This window comes from Corallococcus sp. CA047B (assembly GCF_003612065.1).
GTDB classification, from domain to species: domain Bacteria; phylum Myxococcota; class Myxococcia; order Myxococcales; family Myxococcaceae; genus Corallococcus; species Corallococcus praedator.
The window spans coordinates 1-6,466 of record NZ_RAWD01000433.1 but is presented as its reverse complement, the minus strand read 5'-3'; the positions used below and the strand labels follow the sequence as shown (position 1 = coordinate 6,466).

The 6,466-nt window shown below is 69.6% G+C and carries 6 protein-coding genes; 2 read left to right on the top strand and 4 right to left on the bottom strand.

Annotated elements, in window-relative coordinates; all coding sequences use genetic code 11:
• The first annotated feature begins 408 nt into the window (after positions 1 to 408).
• Complete coding sequence (locus tag D7X74_RS38100; RefSeq protein ID WP_120537875.1) at positions 409 to 666, top strand: hypothetical protein; 258 nt, start codon at positions 409 to 411, stop codon at positions 664 to 666.
• A gap of 87 nt (positions 667 to 753) precedes the next feature.
• Here D7X74_RS38100 and D7X74_RS38095 read toward each other — a convergent pair whose 3' ends face one another.
• A complete protein-coding gene (locus D7X74_RS38095; RefSeq protein WP_120537874.1) occupies positions 754 to 2,007 on the bottom strand; it encodes a clostripain-related cysteine peptidase in 1,254 nt (417 codons plus the stop codon).
• Between the two features lie 230 nt (positions 2,008 to 2,237).
• On the opposite strand from D7X74_RS38095, the gene D7X74_RS38090 reads away from it, so the two are divergent.
• Positions 2,238 to 3,308 carry a hypothetical protein gene (locus tag D7X74_RS38090; RefSeq protein ID WP_120537873.1) on the top strand — a complete coding sequence of 357 codons (1,071 nt, stop codon included), beginning with the start codon at positions 2,238 to 2,240 and terminating at the stop codon, positions 3,306 to 3,308.
• Between the two features lie 69 nt (positions 3,309 to 3,377).
• On the opposite strand, the gene D7X74_RS38085 is transcribed toward D7X74_RS38090, so the two are convergent.
• The 3 genes from D7X74_RS38085 to D7X74_RS38075 form a co-directional block, all read right to left on the bottom strand.
• Complete coding sequence (locus D7X74_RS38085) at positions 3,378 to 4,838, bottom strand: metallophosphoesterase (protein WP_120537872.1); 1,461 nt, start codon at positions 4,836 to 4,838, stop codon at positions 3,378 to 3,380.
• Positions 4,839 to 5,022: 184 nt separating this feature from the next.
• Positions 5,023 to 5,418 carry a VOC family protein gene (locus D7X74_RS38080; protein WP_120537871.1) on the bottom strand — a complete coding sequence of 132 codons (396 nt, stop codon included), beginning with the start codon at positions 5,416 to 5,418 and terminating at the stop codon, positions 5,023 to 5,025.
• 42 nt (positions 5,419 to 5,460) lie between these two features.
• Positions 5,461 to 6,345, bottom strand: coding sequence for a TIGR02266 family protein (locus tag D7X74_RS38075; RefSeq protein ID WP_120537870.1), 885 nt, complete (start codon positions 6,343 to 6,345; stop codon positions 5,461 to 5,463).
• Positions 6,346 to 6,466: the final 121 nt, after the last annotated feature.

Sequence of the window (6,466 nt, the reverse complement as noted above, 5' to 3'; positions counted from 1 at the left end):
CTCCAAGGGGGGGCGAGGTCCGGGTGGGCGTGCTCATGCGGACAGGGTCTCCTTGGGGGGAAGCAGGCGCACCCCCTCGTGGATTGTGTGTCTTTTCCGCGGGGACCGGTCCGGTGTTTCGCACCCGCGTGGAAAGCCGGGTCCGGTATCCGACGGATGAGGGCATACGATAGGGTTTGCGACCGCGATGTGCATTCCCCTCGGGTCCGACTGTCCATCAGCCCGGGTCCGTGAAGTGTGGTGAAGGACGGTAGGCCCCCGGGTCCAGGACGCACGGTGAAACACGCCGGTGGTTTCGTCGCTGTCGTCCGCGCTCCTGCTGTCGCTGCAGGCCATTCCGGCCCGTGCGGACGGCCCTCCGTCGCGCGAGGAGCACTTCCGCTACGTGCCGCTGGCTATCCCCGCATCGTGCGACAGACGGAGGCGAGCGTCGCCCTGTCGCTCTACGGCGACCCGAAGGATGCGGCCTGGCGCGACGAGGCGCCCCGCGACGGCGTGGACGACACGCGCCACCGCGTCCTGCAATCGCTGGCGGTGCGCCTCGCGCCCTTCCTGGTGAAGAACACGTACACCTTCCCCTCGGACCACAAGGTGTTCCGCGACCAGCCAGGGGGGCGTTGCTCCACCTGGACACCTGGGACCTGGCGAAGTCCGGCGCGGTCTTGATGTGCAACGTCTCCACCCTGGGCCGGCCATGCGTGGTTGAAGGCACGTCGTCTGTTCAATCCGCACGGTGACAGGGTGCTGCCTCCGTCACCGGTCGAGCCCATGCAGGAAGCGCCGCAGGAACCGTTGCCACTCCGTCACTTCCGGCAGGGCGTCGTAGCCCGCGTCGTACCGCGACAGGCTCGGCGGAAAGTAGATGGCCAGCCCCGTGGACGCGGACGTCTGGGAGCCCTGTGTCCGGGCCACCACCGCCCTGCCCAGCGCCTCCTGCATCTTCACCTCCAGCGAGGACTGGTGCGGCGTCTGCTCCGCCATGCGCGCCGTCAGGCTTCCCAGGTCCACCAGGTGGGAGGCCTGCGTGGGGTCCGGGGACTGGCCGAACTCCAGCGCGGAGGACCGGGCTTCGACAATCATCGCGGCCAGCGTCGGGTTCGACTCCGGCGTCAGCGCCGCGAACCGGCCCACCGCGCGCGTGAGGTCGTCCAACGCATACAGGTCCGTCAGCGACAGCGTGAGGGCGTCCTGCGTGTGCTCCCGTTGCGCCCGCTGCCCATACCCCTCCAGCAGCCGCTGCCCCAGCACCACCGGACCGCTGGCCGGGTCCTGCCGCAGGAGCGCCAGCGCGCCGTAATCCCAGCCATGGCCGGGTGTCACCTCCTCGGAGGCGAGCAGGTATTCACCGTGGGGGCTCAGGACCCTGGCCACCTCGTAGGTGGCCATCAGGCCCGCGTCGAAGCCGATGAGCGCGAACTGCGACAGGCCCGCCTCGCTCCGTCCCCGGTCGATGCCCGCCTGCAGCTCCGTCAGGCTCAAGGCGTCCCGGCCACCGTCCGCCCCCGGCGCGTCCTCGTCCACGCCGAACGCGGTCCATGCGCCCGCGTGGTCCCACAGCACCAGCGCGTAGCGGTCCGCCGGATATGCCCGCACACCCCAGGCGATGAAGTCGGAGAGCGTCGCCGCATCGCCCATGTCCTGCTCGCCCAGGTCGGCCAGCTCCTGGACCGACCCGGGCAACACGAGCAGCCGCTTCGTGGTCGTCCAGTCCGGCAGGTTCGCGAGCGGCGCATGGCTGTAGCCCTGCGCGCGGTCCACCTGCGCGACGATGTACAGCCCCGGGCCGGTGCCCACATCCACCAGCTCCCGCAGACTCGCCAGACCATCCGCTTCCCGGGGCGTGTCCGCCGCCATGTAGACGAGCACCGTCCAGGTCGCGCCCTCCATCGGGTGTTGCCGTCCATCCACCGGGGCCGACGTCGTCGGAAAGATGGGCGTGCCCTGTCCACAGGCCGCCAGCCCCAGCACGCAGGCCAGCGCCACCGCTCCCACTGCCTTGCCCCCCATGTCCGCCCCCGGCGTGGCGCGGGACCACCGCGACGCGTCGGCTGAGATGCACAGGCCCCGGACAGAAGGGAATCCCTCCGCCGGGGCCGCACACTGTCTGGGATTGGGGAACCCGGGCAGGGTCGCGTACAGGGGCCTTGCCTGAGCCGTTTTAACTGGAAATTCAACTAAAGCTTCTGTGACGTATCTTCCGGGGTAGCGTCTGGAGGTCCCCCGAAAGGCAGGCCCCCATGCGCTCACTGCTGCGTCGTTCTCCGGATGTGTTGGTGTTCACCGCCGTCACCACGGCCCTGACATTGCTCACCGCGTGCGGAGAGGGCATGTCGGAGGATGACCCGTTCGGGCAGGCGAGCCAGTCCCTGCTGAACGGCGTGGGTTCCACGGCGGCGCGGGCGGCGCTCACGAAGCGGTGGGCGCCCATCCACTACCAGGACGTGGACGTCACGGGCTCGCACTCGCTCGCGGGCAAGTCCGACTTCATCAGCCGCGTGGACTTCGACGGGGACTGGAGCGGGACGAACAACTGGGACAACACCAGCTCGCGAGCGCTCACCGCGCACGCGTACCAGTCGGTGGTGGAGACCTCCTCGCACTGGTACCTGCTCTACACCTTCTTCCACCCCCGGGACTGGTCCGACTCCATCTTCGACACGGAGCATGAGAACGACGGCGAGGGCGTGCTCCTCGTGGTGCAGCGCGACGGCAGCGAGTACGGCGCGCTCGTCGGCGCGGTGACGGTCGCGCACAAGGACTTCTTCTCCTACGTGCCGGCGGGCAGCCCGCTCACCTCGGGGTTGGAGTCGCTGGACGGCACGCTGTCGCTCGCGTCCTTCGAGGGCCTGTCGCACCCCATCACCGCGCAGGAGGCCAAGGGCCACGGGCTCAAGGCGTGGCCGTACTACGACATCGTTGGAGACGGCGTGAAGTACTACCCGTCGCTGACGCTCGCGGAGCAGCCCTCATCCGCGACGGACTCCGACGTGCGCTACAAGCTGCTGGACATCTACGGCTCGGAGGGGCTCTGGCAGCGCCGGGACCTCACCACGCTGTTCGTCTCCGACGGGACCTTCCGGGGTGACACCGGCGGTGGCTGCGGGCTGGCGGCGGGCAACTGCGGCACCAACTCCGCGAACGCGCCCTGGGGCTGGGATGATCAGAACGACGGCCCCATCCTGCGCGGGGAGATCGCCAAGGACCCGGCGAAGCTCGCGGCGTATTACTTCAGCCCGTCGTCGCAGTTCTCCACGACGTACACGTTCAACCCCTTCAAGGGCATTGGCGCGGATCCGAACCAGCCCTGAGGTGGGAACGACAAGGCCCGCTCCCCTCGGCAGGGAAGCGGGCCCGGTCACCTGGCGCGGCTGCGTCTTTCAGCGCACCCAGTTCACGTTGCTGTACGCCTTCGTGCCATCCGCGCGTTCCGTGTTCGTCAGCGGCGCGTAGACGCGGGTGGAGATGGTGTTGGCGGCGGTGTCGATCTCCACGAGCCGCGTCGGGTTCGTGGTGCCGTCGTGATACGTGTTGAGCATCTGGTAGATGGTGTTGCCGTGGACGCCGGTGTCCGTGCGGTAGGCGGAGGTGCCCACGTGGCCGGAGAAGACGAAGCGCACGTTGGCGTACTGGCTGATGAGGTTGTTGAACACGTACTGCGGGCTGTTGTTGCCGTAGCCGCCGTTGCTCTGCTCGATGCCTCCGCTGCTGTTGAGGTGCGAGTGGGTGATGAAGATGACGTTGTGCTTGGGGAACTGCGCCAGCACCGTCTTCGCCCAGTTCACGGAGTCCGTGCGCGCCCACAGCTCCAGGTTCACGACCAGCCAGTTCAGGCCGCCCGCGCTGAACGTGTGGTAGGCGTTGTCACACTTGCCCGTCTCGAACACGCCGCCCAGCGCCTTGAAGCGCGACAGCGGGAAGTACGTGTTGAAGGTGGTGGTGTTGCGCAGGTTGGCGTTGACGTTGCCCGGGCACGCGCTGCCGCCCTGGCACACCGCCGCCGTGTCGTGGTTGCCCAGGGCGATGGCGTAGGGAATCTGGGCCGTGTCCAGCACCTGGAACGAGTCGCTGGCGCGCTGGTAGTGGATGTGGTCGGCGGTGTCCCAGTCCATCAGGTCGCCGGTGTGCATGACGAAGCGGATGTCCTGCGCCGTCTTGTTGTCGGCGATCCACTGCATGCGGTGGGTCAGCCGGGCGGGCTGGTACACCGTCTCCTGCTGCGTGTCGGGGATGACCACGAAGGTGAACTTCGTGTCCACCGGCTGCGCGGTGGTGGGCGCCGCGTAGAACTGGATGCCCTCGCTCGTCCAGCCCGCGGCGGTGAGGTTGTCGCGCTCCGCCTGGGTGACGGCGTGGCGGTGCTTCTGCAGCGACGTGTTGTTGAAGCGGTACACGGGGATGAGGCACGCGTCCGCCGTCTTGGAGGCGTAGAAGCCCACGCCCTCGTCGGTGGTGTAGCCGGAGGCGATGAGGTTCGTGCGCTCCGTGGCGTCGATGGTGACGATGTGCTCCGACTTGCCCGGGCTGTACAGGCGGTAGACGGGCGACAGGCCGGTGACCGCGGTCTTGGAGGCCTTGAAGGGCGTGCCCCGGTCATCCGTGAAGCCGTACGTCGTGCCCGCGTTGGTGGCCTCCGTGGGGTTCGTCGTCAACAGGCTGGAGCCGGTGGCCGGCCGCACGCGCATGTACACGGGCGCGTTGAGCGCCGCGCAGTCCAGCGCCGCCGTGGCGGCTCCCACGTCCTCCACGGAGGACGGCTGCTGCTCGGGCACTTCACCCGGGCCGCACGCGGACAGCACGCCCGCCAGGGTCAGGGAAACAATGAGGGAAGAGGGCTTCAAGGTGTCTTCTCCGTGGAGGCCTCGTCCGAGGCCCTCCGGTGTCGTCAGTGATGTCCGGGTGTACGGCTTAAAAATGGATTACCCGGATGCGCATAGCATTGACGGCGTGGTTCGGAGAAGACCCTCTTGGGGAAACGTCGCATGTATCACAGGGGCCCGTGCGCCCCCCGTGACGGACCGCGCCTCACGGCATGCCGTGGTGGACCGCTTCGATGTTGTTTCCGTCGGGGTCGAGCACGAACGCGCCGTAGTAGCCAGCGTGGTAGTGGGGCCGCTTGCCGGGGGCGCCGTTGTCCTGGCCTCCCGCCTTCAGCGCGGCCTGGTGGAAGGCGTCCACGGCCTCGGGGTCCTTCGCGCTGAAGGCCACGTGCCGGGGGGAGGCGGGGGCCTTCGTTTCGATGATCCACAGGACGGGGCGCTGGGGCGGGCCGAAGGCGGCCATCCGGCGTGTGGGGAACTCCGGGTCCCAGGTGGACGTCATCTCCATCACGAGGCCGGAGCCCAGGGTGGGCAGCAGCGCTTCGTAGAAGGCCTTCGAGGCGGCGAAGTCGGTCGCGTAGAAGCTCAGGTGGTCGATCATCCCCGGCGTCCTAGCAGACCGCCGGGCCCCCGGGCCGCGCGCTCAGTCCGGATAGAACATGGGGTCGCGCGTGGCGACGAACGAGGAGATGGCGTGCGCCACCTCCGGGGGCAGGGCGGTGAACTGCACGCCCACGCCGGGCATCAGCTCCGGGGTGCGGTCGTTGCCGTCGCGGGCCCAGCGCACCACGCCGTTCACCGTGAGGGGCCGTCCGCCCGGCAGCGTGAAGTCCAGGTCCACCGACGTGCCGCGCGGCACCGCCTCCACGGTGGCGATGAAGATGCCGCCTTCGCTGATGTCCATGGAGAAGCCGGTGAAGAAGTTGGAGTCGCTGCGCATGTCGATGGTCGTGTGCATCCGCACCCGGCCGTTGCTGCGCGCCTCGTCCTTCGCGGGCGGCAGGGGCAGCTTGTGGCCGGGCTTGTCCGAGCGGGTGGGCGTGTCGTCCCGGGACGTGCGCTCCGACGCCTTGGACCGCGCGGGCGTCATGGCGGGGGGCCGGGCCAGCTCCTCGGTCCGGGCTTCCGCTTCGGCGCGGGCCTTGGCCTCGGCTTCGGCGCGGGCCTTGGCGGCGGCCTCCACGCGCTTCAGGTCGGCCTCGGCGTCCGTCAGGGCCTTGACCACGCGGCCCGCGTCCTCCTGGTGCACGCGCAGCGCGGACTGGAGGTCCAGCCCGGCCTGCCGGCGGGTGTCCAGGGCGGCCTCGCGCGCATCCAGGGCCTTCTCGCGCAGCTGCTCCAGCTCCGGGGGCAGGGCGGGGGACTCGGTGTCCTCCAGGCGCATGGCCCACTGGGAGAGGCGGGAGTCGCCGGCGCTCTCCGGACGGGCCAGGGCCTTGCGCATCTGGTCGAGCCGTTCGGTGAGGGACGCGGCGTCGGCGGCGGCGCGGGCCACCTGTTCGGCGAGCCGCTCCTCCAGCCGGGCCATGTCGGACTCGGCGCGAGCCAGCTCGGCCTCTCGGGAGGGCGGAGGCGTGCGCGATGGGGTCGACGTCCGCGTGCATGACCCAGGGCAAGTCCCGGCTGGCTCAAGGCGACCTGGAAGGCGC

Excerpts from the sequence above, each read along its gene's own strand:
- D7X74_RS38075 (WP_120537870.1), bottom strand. The coding sequence starts at position 6,345 with ATGGCCCGGCTGGAGGAGCGGCTCGCCGAACAGGTGGCCCGCGCCGCC.
- D7X74_RS38080 (WP_120537871.1), bottom strand. The coding sequence starts at position 5,418 with ATGATCGACCACCTGAGCTTCTACGCGACCGACTTCGCCGCCTCGAAG.
- D7X74_RS38095 (WP_120537874.1), bottom strand. The coding sequence starts at position 2,007 with ATGGGGGGCAAGGCAGTGGGAGCGGTGGCGCTGGCCTGCGTGCTGGGG.
- D7X74_RS38090 (WP_120537873.1), top strand. The coding sequence starts at position 2,238 with ATGCGCTCACTGCTGCGTCGTTCTCCGGATGTGTTGGTGTTCACCGCC.